General features: G+C 38.1%; 15 protein-coding genes. 6 read left to right on the top strand and 9 right to left on the bottom strand.

Annotated features, from left to right (window positions below; genetic code table 11):
• The first annotated feature begins 3 nt into the window (after positions 1–3).
• From JWG40_RS19035 to JWG40_RS19025, 3 genes are read left to right on the top strand one after another with little or no spacing between them, the layout of a single operon-like run.
• On the top strand, positions 4–429 hold the full coding sequence (locus tag JWG40_RS19035) for an acyl-CoA thioesterase (protein ID WP_205287328.1): 426 nt from the start codon (positions 4–6) through the stop codon (positions 427–429).
• On the top strand, positions 426–1,709 hold the full coding sequence (locus tag JWG40_RS19030) for a PP2C family protein-serine/threonine phosphatase (protein WP_205287327.1): 1,284 nt from the start codon (positions 426–428) through the stop codon (positions 1,707–1,709). Before JWG40_RS19035 ends, JWG40_RS19030 begins: the two co-directional genes overlap by 4 nt.
• The gene (locus JWG40_RS19025) at positions 1,706–2,842 is read left to right on the top strand and encodes an LptF/LptG family permease (RefSeq protein WP_205287326.1); all 1,137 of its coding nucleotides are present in this window, start codon (positions 1,706–1,708) and stop codon (positions 2,840–2,842) included. The genes JWG40_RS19030 and JWG40_RS19025 overlap by 4 nt, the downstream gene beginning before the upstream one ends.
• 103 nt (positions 2,843–2,945) lie before the next feature.
• Here the strand turns inward: JWG40_RS19025 and JWG40_RS19020 are convergent, their stop codons facing one another.
• Both JWG40_RS19020 and JWG40_RS19015 read right to left on the bottom strand, forming a co-directional pair.
• Complete coding sequence (locus tag JWG40_RS19020) at positions 2,946–4,385, bottom strand: FAD-binding oxidoreductase (protein WP_205287325.1); 1,440 nt, start codon at positions 4,383–4,385, stop codon at positions 2,946–2,948.
• Between the two features lies 1 nt (position 4,386).
• The gene (locus JWG40_RS19015; RefSeq protein WP_205287324.1) at positions 4,387–5,139 is read right to left on the bottom strand and encodes an SDR family NAD(P)-dependent oxidoreductase; all 753 of its coding nucleotides are present in this window, start codon (positions 5,137–5,139) and stop codon (positions 4,387–4,389) included.
• Between the two features lie 51 nt (positions 5,140–5,190).
• On the opposite strand from JWG40_RS19015, the gene JWG40_RS19010 reads away from it, so the two are divergent.
• The 3 genes from JWG40_RS19010 to JWG40_RS19000 are packed head-to-tail and all read left to right on the top strand — an operon-like array spanning position 5,191 to position 8,277.
• Complete coding sequence (locus tag JWG40_RS19010) at positions 5,191–5,691, top strand: NYN domain-containing protein (protein WP_332471109.1); 501 nt, start codon at positions 5,191–5,193, stop codon at positions 5,689–5,691.
• A 1-nt stretch (position 5,692) separates the two neighbouring features.
• A complete protein-coding gene (locus JWG40_RS19005) occupies positions 5,693–7,171 on the top strand; it encodes an MBOAT family O-acyltransferase (RefSeq protein WP_205287322.1) in 1,479 nt (492 codons plus the stop codon).
• 8 nt (positions 7,172–7,179) lie between these two features.
• A complete protein-coding gene (locus JWG40_RS19000; protein ID WP_205287321.1) occupies positions 7,180–8,277 on the top strand; it encodes a DUF1574 domain-containing protein in 1,098 nt (365 codons plus the stop codon).
• Here the strand turns inward: JWG40_RS19000 and JWG40_RS18995 are convergent.
• The 7 genes from JWG40_RS18995 to truA all read right to left on the bottom strand — a co-directional run bounded on the left by JWG40_RS18995 (position 8,250) and on the right by truA (position 16,444).
• On the bottom strand, positions 8,250–8,846 hold the full coding sequence (locus JWG40_RS18995) for a hypothetical protein (protein ID WP_232369498.1): 597 nt from the start codon (positions 8,844–8,846) through the stop codon (positions 8,250–8,252). The genes JWG40_RS19000 and JWG40_RS18995 overlap by 28 nt on opposite strands.
• Positions 8,847–8,898: 52 nt before the next feature.
• The gene (locus JWG40_RS18990; protein ID WP_205287320.1) at positions 8,899–9,918 is read right to left on the bottom strand and encodes a hypothetical protein; all 1,020 of its coding nucleotides are present in this window, start codon (positions 9,916–9,918) and stop codon (positions 8,899–8,901) included.
• Complete coding sequence (locus JWG40_RS18985) at positions 9,915–11,816, bottom strand: FecR domain-containing protein (RefSeq protein ID WP_205287319.1); 1,902 nt, start codon at positions 11,814–11,816, stop codon at positions 9,915–9,917. The genes JWG40_RS18990 and JWG40_RS18985 overlap by 4 nt, the downstream gene beginning before the upstream one ends.
• Entirely contained in the window at positions 11,813–13,663 is a 1,851-nt protein-coding gene (locus JWG40_RS18980; RefSeq protein WP_205287318.1) for an adenylate/guanylate cyclase domain-containing protein, read from the bottom strand. The genes JWG40_RS18985 and JWG40_RS18980 overlap by 4 nt, the downstream gene beginning before the upstream one ends.
• Before the next feature lie 78 nt (positions 13,664–13,741).
• Positions 13,742–15,040, bottom strand: coding sequence for an LIC11270 family surface protein (locus tag JWG40_RS18975; protein ID WP_205287317.1), 1,299 nt, complete (start codon positions 15,038–15,040; stop codon positions 13,742–13,744).
• A complete protein-coding gene (locus tag JWG40_RS18970; protein WP_205287316.1) occupies positions 15,040–15,678 on the bottom strand; it encodes a hypothetical protein in 639 nt (212 codons plus the stop codon). Before JWG40_RS18970 ends, JWG40_RS18975 begins: the two co-directional genes overlap by 1 nt.
• Positions 15,650–16,444 (bottom strand): tRNA pseudouridine(38-40) synthase TruA, encoded by a 795-nt coding sequence (gene truA / locus JWG40_RS18965; protein ID WP_205287315.1) that lies wholly within the window; start codon positions 16,442–16,444, stop codon positions 15,650–15,652. Before truA ends, JWG40_RS18970 begins: the two co-directional genes overlap by 29 nt.

Here is a 16,444-nt window from a genome sequence, read left to right as displayed (position 1 = left end):
AAAATGCCAAAACCAAGCAAATACAAACATAAATTCACCCAACAAGTAGTCTGGGGTGAGATGGATGCCTTCGGGCATGTAAACAATGTTACTTACGTCAGATACTTTGAATCTGCCAGGGCTGATTATTTTACAAAAGAAGGTTTGTGGGATTCCCCACTAAAACCTGTTAAAGCAGGGCCAGTCCTCACTCATTTGGATATGGATTATCGCAAACAAGTGGTTTTCCCCGCCACTTTAGAAATTTCATTGGAAGTGGATTCCATATCCTCTCGAGCCTTTACGGTGATTTGTTCTATGTGGAATGAAAACGAGGAATGTGTTCTGACTGGAAACGCTGCTTTTGTGTGGTTTGATTTTGAATTACAAAAACCATCGGCTCTTCCTGACCATTTTAAAACAAAATTTGGATCTAACCATTTGGTATGATAAAACAATCCTTCCAAGAACGATTTAAACTTGATGATGAGGTAATGAAGATTTCAAGAATCTGCCTTATTGTTTTTTTTAGTTTTATTGGTTTTGGAGTTTTTGCACCCATTGATGAGTTGGGATTGTATGATCCCAAGTGGATTCGTATCTTACACGCCTCAGTAACCTTAGGTTTTTTCTTTGCCACTTATGTGTCTGATTGGGTTCGTAAACAAATCCAATCCATCATGTTATTTTTCTTTTATACCATGAGTGCCCACTCTCTTATTCTTTTGTATTGGAACTCACTTTACATCGGTTATCTGGTTGGAATGATTTTGGTACTTTCTTGTATTGGCGTTAGTTTTGTGGATAGAAGATCCCTTGTTTCTTATTTGGGAACTGTGTCTTCTGCTGGAATTATCATTGGCCTTTACACGAAAGAACCACAAGTGGATTTGCCGTTATATCTTTCGGCCATCATCACACCAGCTCTTGTTTCCTATCTAACACTCAATATTCGATTGAGCTCTGTTGAAAAACTTCGTGTTTCGGAATCCCAACTCAAAGGATTTCAGGACCGTATGTTAAACGAATTGGATTTAGCAAATGAAACCCAGTCCAATCTGGTAACCACCGAGTGGCCTAAAACAAAAGGAATGAGACTTCATTCCTTTTTTCGCTCCTTTGGACAAGTGGGCGGAGACGCCATAAGTTTTCTGGAAAGAGAAGATGGAAAGTTGGCACTTTTTTTTGCCGATGTTTCTGGTCATGGAATTGCCTCTGCTATGGTTTCTGCCATGGCCGTCCTTGCTTTTAAAATTCACGGGAACCAGACAGAACCTTCTGCTTGTTTAAAATCGATTCATACAGACTTACAGGCATTAGTTCCCAATAATCACATCAGCGCTTGTGTATTATTTGTTGATACAACCACAAGAGAAATCCAATATTCTATTGCGGGTCACCCACCCCTAATCCGTATGGAAAAAGATTCCGAACCGAAGTTTATGGAAGGAATGGGAACCCTCATTGTATCCTATCTAAAACCCAATCTAAAGGATTTTACTCTTACTCCCAATCCAGGAGATCGTATTTTACTCTATTCTGATGGAATTTTAGAAGTTTTTGACGATGCAGGTGAGATTTATGGAGACGAACATTTACTCTCTTCGGTAAAAAATCATTCTGACAAAAAAGGTGAAGAATTTTTGAATGCTCTATATGAGGACTCAATGTCATTTTCGGCAAAACGAATTTCCGACGATATGAGTATGTTGTTATTGGAAATTTTATGAATTTGTTGTTAAAACCCTTTCTTTGGTTCAAAAAAGAATTCATTCCTTTTCGCACTTTAGATCGTTATTTATTTTTAGATTTTTTTAAAACCTTTATTGGTACTCTCATCATGCTTACTTCCATGATTGTGATTTATAAATTCACAGACGTGATGAAGTATTTGGTTTCTTCAAAAGTAAATCAAGTGCATGTGTATTTGCATGTTTTGTATTCTTTGCCATCGATGGTGGATCAGGTGGTCGCACCAGCTCTCATGTTTTCCGTTTGTTTTGTCATCGGTCAATTTAGTGTAAACAAAGAACTTGTTGCGATGATGGTTGCCGGAGTCTCCTTTTTCCGTATCATTACACCCATTTTATTTTTTGGAATCGCTATGTGGCTTTTTATGACTCTATTTGGTCAAACAGTCGTGATCCCAGCTAACAAACAGGCCCAAATTGAATATAGTATGATGGTTAAGGGTTCCAATCGTCTGATAGATTTTGTATACCAATTGCATATTAAAGGCAAAAAAGGATTCTATTATGTCTATTGGATCGATGAAAAAGATAATACTGTAAAAGGAGGATTCAATTACATTGAAATCAAACCAGACGGTTATCCTACTTATACTGTATCCTCTCAAAAAGCAAAATTTATCCCATCACCACACAGCTGGGTTTTGTATGACGCAGAAGAAGTCAGGTTCAATGATAACTTAGAACTTGTTTCTCGAATCAAGTATCCCGAAAAAACTTATGACTTTCCAGAAGACTTGGCTTATTTTTCGAAACCCATTCGGAATCCAGAAGAAATGAACTTTTTTGAATTGGCAGATGAAATTGAGTCTAGGATCACAAAAGGTATTCCTTTTCGCAATGTGATCGTCCAACAACATATGGCATTTGCTATGCCGCTCATGTCTTTTGTAGTTGTTGCTCTGGGAGCACTTGCTGGTGCCATCACCAAACGTTCGGCAGGCGTGGCAAGTCTTGGTCTCACCATCGCAGTAGTTTTATTGTATTATATTCTAAATTCTACGGCTAAAACTTTGGCAGAGAATGGCGCTTTACCGATTTCGATTGGTATGTGGATGACACCGGTTATCTTTACTTCGGCGGCGTATTTTTTATACAGACGAATGAATATTTAAATCTATCTGTCTGTATTTCAGTTTTCTTTTGAATCCAATACATGGTTAAGATTTGAATCTGTTTCTCGCATAGATTGAAAGACTATGCGAGAAACACTAATATTTAAGTTAGAAACACTCGTTTGTAAAGGTCAGTTTGTAAAATTCCTTTAGGATCGTATTTTTTCTTTAAAGAGTGAAATCTTTTGAGATTGTCTTTGGGGAAGTAAGATTCCATCACACGTTTGCGTAGTGTTGAGTCCTTAGCAAAGTAAAATCTACCTTTGTGTTTTAAAACAATTTCGTCCATTTCATGGCAAAGTGCCCAAAGTTTGTCTCTGTTACCTTTGGTAACCGGAAAGTCCATAGCCATGGAAAATCCATCCACTGCATGGGTTAAAAGAAATGGATCTGGTTTGTGTTTTTTGAAAACAGATAGATAGTTTACGATTCCTCTCTCTTGGCAAATGGTAAAGATTTCACGGAATGCTTGTTTGGCGCTCTCTTTGGGAATAAAAACTTGGTACTGAATCATTGCCCCCGGTTTATATACAAATTTCCAATTGGGAACATAGTCCAAAAGAAAAGCATATTCCGCATGACCTTGGTAATATGCTTTATGGTTTACGAGAATGCTTGCAATACATTTTGCTAAATTGATAAGACGCATTCCCAAATTAAAACTAAAGGGCCTCATAAGAATCCACATCCATTTTTTTGGAATCAGATAAAACAAACGAGTAGGAAGGTGTTGTCTTTCCAATAAACAGTTTCCAGGAAAATCAGGATCTTCTCCTTCTTTTAAATTGGTAGCCTTGTGGATTTGGCCTCTCCCCATTGATTTTCCGGAAGCAAACGCATCGATCCAACCAACTAAATAATCGGATGATTGATAATGTTCTTCAAAGTAGGCAAATAGTTCATCAAAGTTTCTAACATACACTGGATCAATTTTCATCTTACCTGCGTAAATTGGTTTCATTTTGATTTGTACTGTTAGAAAACAACCTAACATTCCAAAGCCGGAAATTGCAGAATAAAATAGATCTGTATTTTTTTTAGGAGAACAAACCAGGATATCTCCTTTGGCAGTTAGAAATGTAAATTCTTTGATATGTTCGCCGATGGTTCCCACTTTGAAGTTATTTTTTCCATGAATGTTCATAGAAAGTGCACCACCAAGTGTTGGCATCATGGTTCCAGAAACTACAGGTGGCCAATATCCGTTTTCAATTCCTGTTTCCCAAAGGTCTTTGATTCGTGCTCCAGATTGAACTGTCATCACTCCGGTTTTTAAGTTAAAATCTAAAACCTTGTTGAAATGAGTTAGATCTAAAACAATTCCATCAGTATTTGTGGATGCATCGCCGTAACTACAGCCACCACCACGTAACGCCACTTTAGTGCCTGTTTGGTTTGCCCATACAAAGAGTTCTTTGATTTCTTCTTCTGTCTCTGGACGAAATACTGGAGAAAGAGAAAAAGAACTCATCCCCCATGCTTCCACCTTTTCCTTCTTGGGAACTTTCATATCAGGAATGGATTTTGTTTTTTTTGCGACCATGTTATATACTCAGTTTTTTAAAAATGAAATTGGGAATGTTACGAATGATAAGACCAACGAGTGCCCAGATCCCGGGAACAAATGCTTCGTCTTTTCCGCTCGCCACAATGTTACGAATTTTTTCCGCAGCTTCTTCAGCGGTGATCGCTTTGAGTAATCCTTTTTCAGGAAGTTTGAGACCCTTAGTCATTTCTGTGATGACAAATCCTGGTTTAATGGTTGTTACTTGGACATTGGACTCTGACAGCCGGTTACGAAGTGCTTCTAGGTATGTGTTGAGGGCCGCTTTGGAAGTATTGTAAACTGGATTTCCTTTACGACCCCTTTCTCCAGCAATGGATGAGATCCCTACAATTTTACCAGACTTTTGTTTCGTAAAATAAGTAGCCACGGGATTTAGGAAAGCAACGGCACCTAAAACGTTTACATTTAACATTTCCAAATCTTTTGTCGTATTGTATTCGTTAGGAGAGATTTCAGGCATTACACCAGAGGCAAAATACACTTCGTCCACTTTGCCAAGTAACGAGACGGCTTTTTGAAATGTTTTTTCTGCAGTGGAAAATTTAGTCACATCAAAGACCAAAGGAAAGGCTCTTTTCTCTTTTCCTAAATTGGCTTTTTTGGCTATGGACTCTAGGGACTTTTCCCTTCTTGCCAAAAGGACCACGGAATTCCCCGCGTTCAATTCAGCTTCTGCTATGGCTTTTCCGATCCCACTCGAGGCACCGACGATGATTATTTTTTTCCCCATGTTTACGTTTTTTTGGTTTAATCGAATCTGGCAAGTGGTTTCAATAGAGTTGTGCCCGTAAATGAGAGAATCCTGATCGACGGGATGAATCTAATGTATAAATTTCCCGATTTGGCTTTTTGTTTGGGGGAATACCGCCTGCAAGATGCCCGGGACGGGTTATTGGCCCACCTGAAACGATTCTATGCGGAGAAGAAACATTCTAAGATTTTAGTATTTTTCGACGGAAAAAAGGACCTTACCTCTGATTGTTATTCGGAAGAATGGGGTGAATTCTCAGTTCATTACAGTCATGAAAAAAAAGCAGATGAACTTATCATCGGTTATCTCAATCTTTGCCCAGTACCTTCACAGTGTTTGGTGATCACCTCCGATAAAGAAATTGTTAGTTTTGCTCGTAGGCTTCGGGCCAAACGAATGACTTCCGAAGAATTTTATGCAGACTGGGTCAAACGAGAAGCCGAAGAGGACGAAACCGAATTTAACCACCTGAAAGAAGGATTGACACCAAGTTCGGAAACCGATTACTGGGAGAGACAATTCCTTCCTTGATATGTTGTTCAACTCAATCCCATTTTTAATCTTCTTTTCCATAGTCTATTTGCTCTATTGGGCTATTCCGAAGGCAACTCGTAAGTATTTCTTACTCATGGCAGGAATTGGTTTTTATGCCTACTTTTCTTTGGCATTAACTGTCCACTTTCTTGTCGTCATTAGCATCAATTATCTTCTTTATCGAAAAATCAAATTAAGTCCCACTAAGTTTTGGATTGGACTAACTGTCTCACTCAACCTTATCAATTTAGGATTTTTTAAATATATTTATTTTTTCAGCAAGGTTCTTGCTGATCTAACTAACTATCCGTTCTTTAAACAGGTCCCGGATCTCATTCATATTGCGTTACCTCTAGCGATTAGTTTTTATACCTTTCAAGTCATTGCTGCCGCTGTTGATACTTATCGTGATTCAACAAAACCTGTAGTCAAAGTAGAAGATTACTTTTTGTTTGTGGCCTTTTTCCCTGTGCTCATCGCCGGACCCATCATGAGGATGTCCGACTTTTTTCCGAACTTGGACAAACTCACACCAAACAAAGAAAAGATGTACCGAGCATCTTACTTACTTATGTCAGGGCTTGTGAAAAAAGTACTCGTTGCTGATCCGATGTCTCTTACCATTTCGCCTGTGTTTGGATCTCCTGCGGAATATGATTCCTTCTCTTTATTTATCGCTGGGATTTGTTATTCGATCCAAGTATATAGCGATTTTTCGGGACTCACTGACATGGCTCGTTCCATTGCTTTATTCTTAGGATTTGAAACTCCTGAAAATTTCAAGGCCCCTTTTTTCTCAACATCAGGGAGAGAACTTTGGAAACGGTGGCATATTACACTTTCTTTTTGGCTTAGGGATTATATTTACTTCCCACTCGGTGGTTCTCGCAAAGGAGAACTTCGTACCTACTTTAACCTAATCATCATCATGACACTCGGAGGGTTTTGGCATGGCGCTGATTACACCTTTATTTGTTGGGGATTTTATTGGGGAGTAATTTTGGCTGGGGAAAGGTATTTCGAAGATAACCTTGGTTGGAAGTTAACACCTCAAAAAAACAAATTTCTAATCGTTCTCAAAGCTATGATTGTCTTTGTATTATTTTCTATTTCTGGACTTATGTTTCGATCCAATAATGCAACTAACATGGTGGATCATTTTTATGGTATTTTTACTCACTTTTCCAATAGTTTGGAGTCCATGTTTGTCGGTGATGCCAATGAGTGGTTGGTTTCTGCAACATCCCTTTTTGGAAATGGTTCTTCTTTTCGATTCCAACACATTGAAAACTTGGAGAGAATTTTTTATACTTCAGTTGCCTTACTTTTTTTCCATCATATACAATATGTTCCGGAGTATTGGGAACGGGTTCGTAAACACGATATATGGCTTGTCCCCGTGCTTGGTATTGTTACAATCTTTCTTCTTGCTACTCTTTCACAAGATGGCGGAGAATTTATCTACTATAAGTTTTAGGAGACAGTGTGGATTTAATTCGTAATCGATTTTTACTCGTCCCTTTCCTAGTTGTCTTCCTTACCTTTTGCCTAGACAAACTATTACTTCTCGAAAACATACATACCTATTTTTCAAAATCACTTTCCGATATTAACTATATCCAAAAACAAAGGTTATATGAAGATTTAAAGCTTTATTTATCAAACAAAGATAGAGACAAAGTGTTGGTTTATTTTGGTAATTCTCGTGCTCTTTTGTTTGATAATGAATACATTCATAAAAAATACCCAGGTTGGGTGATGTTTAACTTTTCCGTGCCAGGAGGAAAACCCGATTATGTTTTACAGTGGATGGAAGAGTTTCACAAAGATAATGTAAAACCGGATTTCTTTTTGTTCGATCATTCTGTCGAAATGTACAATTCAGCAGCTACATTAAAAGTAGATGAAACTTTGACAAATGGTCTCAATGTATCTTTTGTGTTAAAACATTTTTCATTATTTTCAACAGATGATATTTCGACTCTTATCGCCAAGCGAATGTTTCGTGCATATCAATACCGCCCGAAATTAGATATAATTTTAGCTAGGGCTAAAAATAAGGAGATGTTTTTATTTCCTTATCGTGAATTGCGTAATAGTCTTATGGAAAATTTGAATCGAGGAAAGGGTTCTGCTATGACTCCTGGCACTCATCAATCAGTTCTTCCACCAGAGTTATTAAAAAAATCAGCGATTGGTGACTTCCATTCCTATCTCGTACCCTTTCATTTTTCTGATCAGGTTTTGAGTTTTACAAACCAATCTTTGGAACTTGCAAAACAATTGGGAGTTCCCTCTGCTGTGATTTGGGTTCGACTTTCATTGCCCTATATGGATCACATTCGCAATTTAAAGGTATCTGTGGGTGGAGAGAAGGTCGACACCGTTTATCATGATTGGTATCCTCGAATGTTAGAATATCATAAATCAAACGGGATTCCGTTTTGGAATATGAATGATGATACAAATTACACCTGCAACAACTTTAGTGATGCAGGTCACATGTCCCCGACATGTTATGATGAGTATACCGATTATATCTTTAAGAATCTAATTCAGTCTTTTGTAAAAGGCGCCCGGTAAAATTCCGTTCGATTTTGAACATCATTGGGTGAAAGTTTTTCTGGATCCGTAGGATTTGGTTTGGTAGGATTCTGTGGTTGCGGTTTGGTGTTGTTTTCCTTATCCACTGAATATCCATAATAATAACCATGGACAATTTCAACAACTGTCACGGGAGTTTCTGAGCTTACGTTTTGAATCTCTACGGTAATCTCTTCGGGCGGCGCTAACAATTCAAAGACCCACTGCGCTTCCCCTTCGATCTTTTCTTTTCTTAAGATGGTTGGATTTTCGTTTTGGCCGTTTCCTGAGTATACAGTGAGAACCCATTCTTTTAGTTTGCCATCGGTTGCCACTCCGATCCCGATCGACTGGGGTGATGATTCCCCTGCCTTTAAATCAAATCGAATGGCACCACCTTTAGAAACGGCACCATAAAGTCTTTTTTTAGAAAGAGTAGGGTAGAGGGCCAAATCTTGAATTCTAGTTGTGACTTCTTTCACATTTTGGCTTAGAACGGATGGTTCGGAATGAAGTGCTTGGATTGTGACAAGCGTGATTCCAACCGATGCAATCAAAGAGTATCTCATTCTCTTAATAGGACTAAAAAAAGGGATTCCTTACAAGCAAAAGAATAAGAATTTACCTCGGGCAACTTCGAAATTTGGTCAATTCTTGGAGTAACGATTGGCGTTCATCGGGGTCCAGATTGATTCGATTTTTCCATTGTAATTCCATTCCTTCGAAGGCCGGTCGGAATCTAGGCGAGCAGTTTTTACTAAAATATTGATAAGCACTGATTCGATCAGATTCATTTTCGTTAATCAATTTATAGAATTCAAAAACAGAATGATTGTCTTCGCTCGAAAAATTTAATATAACATAAGTTTTATGGCATTCACTCAAAGTTAATGCTGGAATCTTTGTGTTTTTACAATTGATTGCAACATCAGTTTTTAAAAATGCTAACATTTCTTCGTAAGTGTAATCTCGAAAAAGTTTCCCTTTCGGCCTTTTGGATCCTGAGTTTTCAGATTCTTCGCTCGTATCTGTAGACATGTGTTTTGGTTCTTCAACCTGAACAAAATTCGTAACTACCTTAGGTTTCTGATAGGGATTGGTGACTGTTAAATCATAAGGACCTGACTTTGCATCCGTTGTATCTACTTTTAAGTCAATACGTTCTGGTGATTTCACTTCCTTACTTAAGATAGGAAGTGTCTCATTCTTCTTTGTTAAATCTACCTTGGTCGCTTCTAAAAAGTGTTCCCCTTCGATAGTAACATTCGCTATAGTTTTTTCAACTTTTGATTCTGATTTTGGAAGTATAATTGGCTTTTGTTCTTCTATCACTACCTTAGGCGCTTCAGAGATGATGACTTCTAAATCTTTCCAGGCAGACCAAACGGCAGGTTTTTTAAATAAGTTTAAGGGAGCTGTCCTAACTTGATAAACACCGGATGGGAGATCTTCGATGGAGTGATAGGCGGTATCAATTTTTTTATCGATAACTATTTTGCCAGATTTTTCTTTGATCTGGATTTGGTATCCACTTGCTTCGGGAATCGGTTTCCATGCAATGAGTTTGGTTCCATCTTGTGCTCCAATCGAAAACGAGATAAACCAAAATAATATAAGAATTCGTTTAGTATTTAGTTTCATCTTTTTTCTTTATACAACCGTTTTGGAGAAATGAATTCAATGTCAGAAGGTTTTAAAGATTTAAACTGATCCAATGCTAGTATAAAACTTCCCTTTCTGGATATTAACAAGTTCGAATCTTTATACACACTGAGATCCCAAGAGAAAGATCCTTCATCTAGGATACTTAAATCCTTTAAGTTATGTTTTGAATCTTTGGTTGTTATTTTATATATGGCTGTCTTTTTATCTCCACTGTGTTGGTATAAAACTAGATCATATTTTTCCCCTGTCACTCCTGTTACCTTCCATTGAAAGTCTAAACTGGATTTTCCTTTCATTTGAACAATGGTTCCATTCGGAGACATCATTTCTAATTTAGGTTCTAATTTGTGATCAGGTTTGCTTTCTGTTGGATCTTCTATAGGCTCCGGTTTTTTCTTCTTGTCTACTATAGTAAAACTGAGTAAGGAAGAGGTTTCCGTTTCTTTGCCTTCTTTTGATTTTCCAGTGATTGTTGCAAAAAAAGTTCCTTTCCCCAATTGATTCCAGTTGGGGACGAGAAAGTTGGAAGCTGTTTCTTCAGAAAACATTATTGATGACATTTTGGAATCTTTGGCAATTTTTACCTGATATGATTTTAGTTCTGCATTGCCATCCCAAATCAAGATAGCCTGGTTCTGTTTGATTTCTTCGGCGGAAATTTCAGATCCTGGAGAAGGTCGTAACCATTTCGGTGCAGGAACTGTGTTTTGTTTTTTGATGATAAAGGAAAGGACTTGGCTCTCTCTATCTTTTGTATCGGGAAATGATGACTTGGCAATGACCTTCCAATAGTAGGTACCTTCCTTTAGATCATCATAAGATATTTGGGTTGCCGTTGTTTCCAATAGTTTTATCGGATTTGTAAGTTTAGGAGAATTGGAAACAATCAACTTATAAGTATTAGCTGTGGATAGTTTAGTCCAAGTGAGAGTAGTAAGTGGGTATGTCTGAACGAAGGGGATTACAGTTCCTTGCTCAGGAGATTCCCCTTGGAAGACTTCCAATTTAGTTACAAAAAATTTATTGATTTCACTGAATTCGTTACCCGAACCAACTTTGTTTTTAACCTTTAATCTCCAATAAAAGGTACCTTCTTTTAGTTTAAAATCCGCTTGATTCCCTTCCACCTTTTCGTTGATTAGCGTCATTTGAAAGTTAGGTGATCTGGAGATTTCCAAAATAGGATTTTCATACCCAGATTCGACTTTCCATTGAAAGTGAACGGATACTTCTTCTGGTTCGGCAAAGAATAATTTTTGAGAAGAAGGTGAAATCAATACAACGGGAATTTTTTTGATTTCGATTCCTGTTTTTTTGAATTCAGCTTTTTTTCCCTCTTCTACAGCAACAGACTTACCGTCTTGTTTGACCGTTGTTTTACCTTTTTCAACAAATAGACTCAATTCTCTTTCTTTGGATCTTTCAATTTTAACATTACCAGAATCGACATTGATTTCGCTGCCGGAACTTGTGATTTTGAGCTGATTGGGTTGTGTATCGTTCTTTTTAACTTCTAGGGAACCTTGGGTGAATTCAAGATTTGGTTCTTCTCCCGTCAAATCTAAGTTAAACATTGAATTTTCATCAATATTGATTTCTGTTCCATCTTTTAATCGAATGAGTGCATCGGAATATGCTTCCGATCGGATTGTATCTTTATTGGTAAGTGGACTATTGTTTTCTAGTTTTTCCCAAATCACCTCATCTTCAAATTTTCTTTGAACAATATTGTTTTTAAAAAAGATGGTCCCTACAACTTCTCTATCCCCAATCCCAATTTTGCGATTGATATCCAAATAAAATAAAAGGGAAAATAGTAGAGCAACAGCTAAGAGGGTGAATAGGACGAGGCGGTCTCGTTTATCTAAATTCATTTTTTCCCCTTTTTCATTACGGTAATACCAACTAACTTCTGTAGTTCGCTCAAATTTTTTGGATAATTGGGATCCGTTTTTCTTCCAAGAACAGCGTATACTTTTTGAGCTTTGGATTTTCCTTTTAATTCAATTTCCCCCATACTTATCACATGATAATCGGATTTCACTTCTTGGTAAGTAGTTTCTGTGATGAGGATGTCTGTATGGGTTTCTTTATTTAAAGATTCTACCCGAGATGCAAGATTGACCGAATCTCCAATCACGGTGTATTCCATTTTATCGGAACTTCCAATTTGTCCTGCAATCACATAACCAGTGTTAATTCCGCATCCGATTTGGATGATCGGTTTTTTAACAGTTCCTCTTCCTTTGTTAAACTCAATGAGTTTGTCTCGCATACGGAGTGCTGCTTCTACTGTTGATTTTGCGTGTTCTTTTGAATCACGAAGAGCTCCCCAAGTGGCCATGATGGCATCACCGATAAATTTATCTACAGTCCCACCAGTTTCTTGAACACATTTTACCATCTCAGTCATGTATTGGTTTAAAAATTCTACAACCTCTTCTGGTTGTAACTTTTCGGAAATAGCTGTGAAACTTCTAATATCAGAGAAAAAGATAGTACAATACTTTCTTTGCCCACCAATCGATAGTTTTCCTTTGGCAGCAAGTTCTGCGATGTCTTGGTTTACGAATCTTCCAAAGGAATCTTTTAGTTTTTCACGTTCTTCCAAACCTCGTCCCATACTTACGAACGATTTGGTTAGCGTTCCAATTTCATCATGGCTGGTTGCATGGAGTTCAATGTGGTAGTTTCCACGTCTAATTTCTTCTGAAGCATCTACTAATTTTAGAATAGGGGTTGATAACGATTTAGCAAAAACATAGACAAAAATAAAAGAAAGAGCTAATGAGACAATTAGTATGTAAACATTCCGTTTTTGAATGTTATTTACTTCTTCAAAAATTTTTGCTTCACGAACTTGGGAAACAACGCCTACTCCACCTAATCCAAGTTTTTTGAAAGATCCAAGGTAAGATACACCGTCTTTAGATTCATAACGAAACTGTCCATTGTCTACGGTGGACTTTTTCATTCGTTCTACAATAGGAAGATCATTAAGATTAATTCCTGAGAGAACAACTTTCGCATCTGGATGCGCAAGAACACTTCCATCTTCACTGACTAGAAAGGTTTCTACTGGTCCTGAGGTTTGGAATGCATCTAAAAGACTGTCTAGTTTCACTAGAGTGACAAGGATCGTATGTGTGTCTTTGGATTCTGAAAGTGGAAAACTAAGACAAAGGATGGGATGGCGAAAATGCGGACTGGCATTCCAAATCACGGTAGTCCCACTAAAAGATTTTTTTAGTTTGGGTTGGATGTTTCTGAGTAATCCCTTTACTTCTGATTTTTGGTAATCGTATTTTTGTAAAAAATCGTCGTTTAAAGCTTCAAATTTTGGATCGAGACTAACATCATAGGCTCCAATTAAAAGAAAGTTTTGATCTTCTTCAAACAACTCTTTGGCGATGGCATTGGCAGAGTTCGGATTTCTTAAAATGGCAGAGGCTGTAATATGAACATCTTGTTTTATTGAATGTAAGTCGGACTTTACTTTTAATGATAAGATTTCATTGATTTTGATATTGTTTTCTTTAACTCGAACCTCACTATCCTTTCTGAAAAAATAGGAAGCGAGAAAGATGATTCCTGACATGGAGACAAGTAATACAACTGATGTGATGAGTAGGAGTTTGAAGCGAATCGGAAACTGCAACTCTCCATGGGGGAGGGAATCCTTGGAAAGAAGGGAACGGAGTTTTAGCAATATCGTTTTCATATGATTGGTACTTTTACCAACTTCACAAAAAACGGGAGTAAAAAAAAAGTAAAATTGAATAGAGAAACTAATTTTTTACTAAGGGCATGTCAAATCAACGTTATATGTTTGTCGGAACGGATATTCTGGTATATTAAATGTAGTCTCACGTACTACAGTGTCAGGATATCCGTCCTGCTTTATCAGATCCGCCAAACAAACCGCCTTATAAATACCAGGATTTAGGTATTTTATTTTTGCATTTTGTTTTGCAGGTGTTGCCGCAAGAGGCAAAACGTTTAAAAATTCAGTTTCCTGGTGTCTAAAGATGCCATAATAGTGTAACAAAGAATTGCCGCCGCCTGAAATTGTAAGACTAGAAGCGGTCTCCGGATAAATAACGCGAGCCCTAGTCAAAATATTTCCGCCAGCGTCTCCTTCCCCTTTGTGATCGAAAAAGATATCGCTCACACCGACATAAGTTACTGTCGTAGACCTACTGGTAACATAAGAGTGTAACATTAAATTTTCTTTTAAGTTAACTCGAACTTCCAAAATATACGGATCAAATCCATCTCGAATCTGCATATCTGCCTGGGTAGGGATTTGGGTGTATAAAGCAGGAAACATTTTAGGCACAATGGTACTTTTCGCAGACGAAGTCGTTCCCGCAACATAGTTGTTACGCGGAACAATGTTAAGCCCGTTGACAATAGGTCTATTATCAAAACGACCGGTTACAGGAAGTCCTGCATCAAGTGCATAACCAGTCACAAGAGACCGAAAGTAAATAGCAGCATAATAATACTGGCGACCAAGCCAAGGTTGACCGGTAAGTAAAGCAGTCTCCCAACTTTCTGTCTGGGAAGAGGGGTCATTGGAAGGAAATTGTGCTCCGATTCCGTTAAAGAAATCAGAAGCTTTGAGTATTCCGTTACTTTCCGTGCAAGTGTTGTTATCAAATGAATAAGTGACCGTACAAAAAACTTGTCGGTTCGGTGCAATATAGTCCCAAAATTTATTGGAATCTACTGTGTCGCGAATTTGAGTGAGTTCGTTTAATCCTTTCAGGTATTTACTGGAAATTCTCACCTCTCCAATATCTAAAAAGATAGGAACATTACCTGCTTTGGGTCTATTCACCAATGTCATCGTGGGGTCGAGACCTTCCCCTTGTGCATCTACATACAAATCCCCGGTTCCATTGTTTAGTTCAGCCCAGTCCAAAGGATTATCTGTTGCATAAGTTCCCTTTAAGAGTAACAACATTCGATTGTTGAATAAGGTTGAAATGACTGGAAGTTTAGATTCGTCACCAAGGTCTAGTTTGGTTTTGCAACCTATGATCACAAAAACATTGAGTAAGAGAAACAATAATTGTAGGTATAATGACTTCACTAAAACAACACTCCTACAGTTAGACCAAAATAGAAAAAATCTACGTTCTGCAAAGTGTAATTGGCCGGATTTTGCAAACGAGGGTCATCATAAGGACTAGAAAGTGGGTATTGGTATTGATTCGGAACATCCATATGGGTCTCAAAGATCTTATGATAATCCAATCGAACACCAATTCGGATTCTACGACCAGCAATAAAACTTGCTTCTAACCCAGCGAAGGCGGATGGATTCCATCTCGCAGTATCTGAAGGACGAGCTACAACATAGGCAGAACCGCCACCACCTTTGAGGAAGAATTGGATGGGAAGTTCAATGGGAATTTTGTAAGCCAAAGCTGCATAAAGTGGCATCGCAGTAAGAGACCTCTCTGACCTTGACAAAAATACAGCATAAGAACCACCAATTTCTGTATAAAAAATCCAAGGCCAAGGCATACGTGCATAAAACCCTCCACCTAGGGTTGTCTCTAACACGCGAACTGTAGGGGTTCCAGGCATAGGATTGGCAGCTCCGACCCAGCCACCAATTTCATAACGACGTTTGTTGTATTCTTCTAGTGTTTGTGCAGAAAGAAGGCTAGAAAACAGAGTGAGTGCAAAAAATAGGCTAAGGAAGAGTGATTTTATACAATTCATGAATTTCTGGATAATCTTCGTAATATGCGCGGACAAAATAGAGTCCATCCGGCGGGAGGGTGATCCCTGCAATCGAACGGTTCTTCTCTTCCAAAATGGAGCCGATGGATCTAGATTTCCAACGTCCCTTCCCAATGTCTAGTAAAGTTCCTACAGTAATACGAACCATATTGTGCATAAATCCATTGGCTCGGATACGAATTTGGATCCAATCTGATGTCAATCGTTCCAAACGAATGTCAAATATATTCCTGATGGAGCGTTTGCCAGCCATAGACTTTGCCTTTGTGAGTGATCGAAAGTCTTTTTCTCCTATAAGGGTCGTGAGTTGGTTTTCCACATAATCCCAATCCACTGGATGTTTCTCCCAATAAGCTCTCCCTTCCACAAAACTACTTTCGTATTTACTATAATAGATTTTATAGATATACTCTCTACCTGTGCAACTGAATCTAGAATGAAATTCTATGGGAACTTCGACAATGTTTTTGACTGAGACTCCTCTTTTGGTGAGAGCATTCACAGACACTAGGAATTTGTGAAAGTTGGGAATGGGAAATTCCGTTTTAAAATTGCATACCATACCTAATGCATGAACACCAGTATCTGTTCTTCCAGCAACTGACAAACGTGATGCGGGATTTCTTCTTAGAATAATAGAAAGAGCAGATTCAATGGAAGACTGGACTGTGGGAATGTCTTTTTGTTTCTGCCAACCATAAAAATGAGTACCGTCGTATTCGACGAGAAGTGCGTAATTGGGCAA

Source organism: Leptospira abararensis (genome assembly GCF_016918735.1).
GTDB lineage: Bacteria > Spirochaetota > Leptospiria > Leptospirales > Leptospiraceae > Leptospira_A > Leptospira_A abararensis.
Note: the sequence above shows the minus strand (reverse complement) of the source record. Positions and strands in the feature narration are given on the sequence as shown.

What these genes read in the sequence shown, in the direction of transcription:
- JWG40_RS19005 (WP_205287322.1), top strand. Translation starts at nt 5,693, where the DNA reads ATGTTGTTCAACTCAATCCCATTTTTAATCTTCTTTTCCATAGTCTAT.
- JWG40_RS18985 (WP_205287319.1), bottom strand. Translation starts at nt 11,816, where the DNA reads ATGAATTTAGATAAACGAGACCGCCTCGTCCTATTCACCCTCTTAGCT.
- JWG40_RS18980 (WP_205287318.1), bottom strand. Translation starts at nt 13,663, where the DNA reads ATGAAAACGATATTGCTAAAACTCCGTTCCCTTCTTTCCAAGGATTCC.
- JWG40_RS19025 (WP_205287326.1), top strand. Translation starts at nt 1,706, where the DNA reads ATGAATTTGTTGTTAAAACCCTTTCTTTGGTTCAAAAAAGAATTCATT.
- JWG40_RS18995 (WP_232369498.1), bottom strand. Translation starts at nt 8,846, where the DNA reads ATGAGATACTCTTTGATTGCATCGGTTGGAATCACGCTTGTCACAATC.
- JWG40_RS19035 (WP_205287328.1), top strand. Translation starts at nt 4, where the DNA reads ATGCCAAAACCAAGCAAATACAAACATAAATTCACCCAACAAGTAGTC.
- JWG40_RS18990 (WP_205287320.1), bottom strand. Translation starts at nt 9,918, where the DNA reads ATGAAACTAAATACTAAACGAATTCTTATATTATTTTGGTTTATCTCG.
- JWG40_RS19030 (WP_205287327.1), top strand. Translation starts at nt 426, where the DNA reads ATGATAAAACAATCCTTCCAAGAACGATTTAAACTTGATGATGAGGTA.
- JWG40_RS19020 (WP_205287325.1), bottom strand. Translation starts at nt 4,385, where the DNA reads ATGGTCGCAAAAAAAACAAAATCCATTCCTGATATGAAAGTTCCCAAG.
- JWG40_RS19015 (WP_205287324.1), bottom strand. Translation starts at nt 5,139, where the DNA reads ATGGGGAAAAAAATAATCATCGTCGGTGCCTCGAGTGGGATCGGAAAA.
- JWG40_RS18970 (WP_205287316.1), bottom strand. Translation starts at nt 15,678, where the DNA reads ATGAATTGTATAAAATCACTCTTCCTTAGCCTATTTTTTGCACTCACT.